Source organism: Vibrio variabilis, assembly GCF_003263785.1.
Lineage (GTDB): Bacteria > Pseudomonadota > Gammaproteobacteria > Enterobacterales > Vibrionaceae > Vibrio > Vibrio variabilis.
In genome coordinates, this window is the sequence record NZ_JYJK01000149.1 from 1 (window position 1) to 356 (window position 356).

Consider the following 356-nt stretch of genomic DNA (forward strand, 5'->3'; position numbering starts at 1 on the left):
GGGATGAGCGGAACCGCTCGCTTTATGCGTATTGCATCATGCAATGTCTTGTGTCCTAAGCGCCATCACCGGATATCTCAATGATTTTTCAACGTGTCTGCTTGAGTAAGTTGGGAAGCACTTCGGCATCGGTAACGTTAGATAAACTAAACTCTGCTGCGACTATTTCGTGGGTGCTGGTATCTACTGCTAAATGTAGCTTACGCCAGACTCTGCGCTTCCCATCAGTACCATGCTTTTTGATCTTCCATTCACTTTCGCCATAAACTTTAAGACCAGTGGCGTCGATGGCCAGATGCTGTATCACACCTCTGGATTTGGTTTTAAATGAAACCTCAACGTCCTTAGGTCGACGG

1 pseudogene is annotated in these 356 nt (G+C 46.6%); it reads right to left on the reverse strand.

Features of this window, described 5'->3' with window-relative positions:
* A pseudogene (locus TZ48_RS23890) lies at positions 1 to 356 on the reverse strand (transposase); the annotation flags it as partial.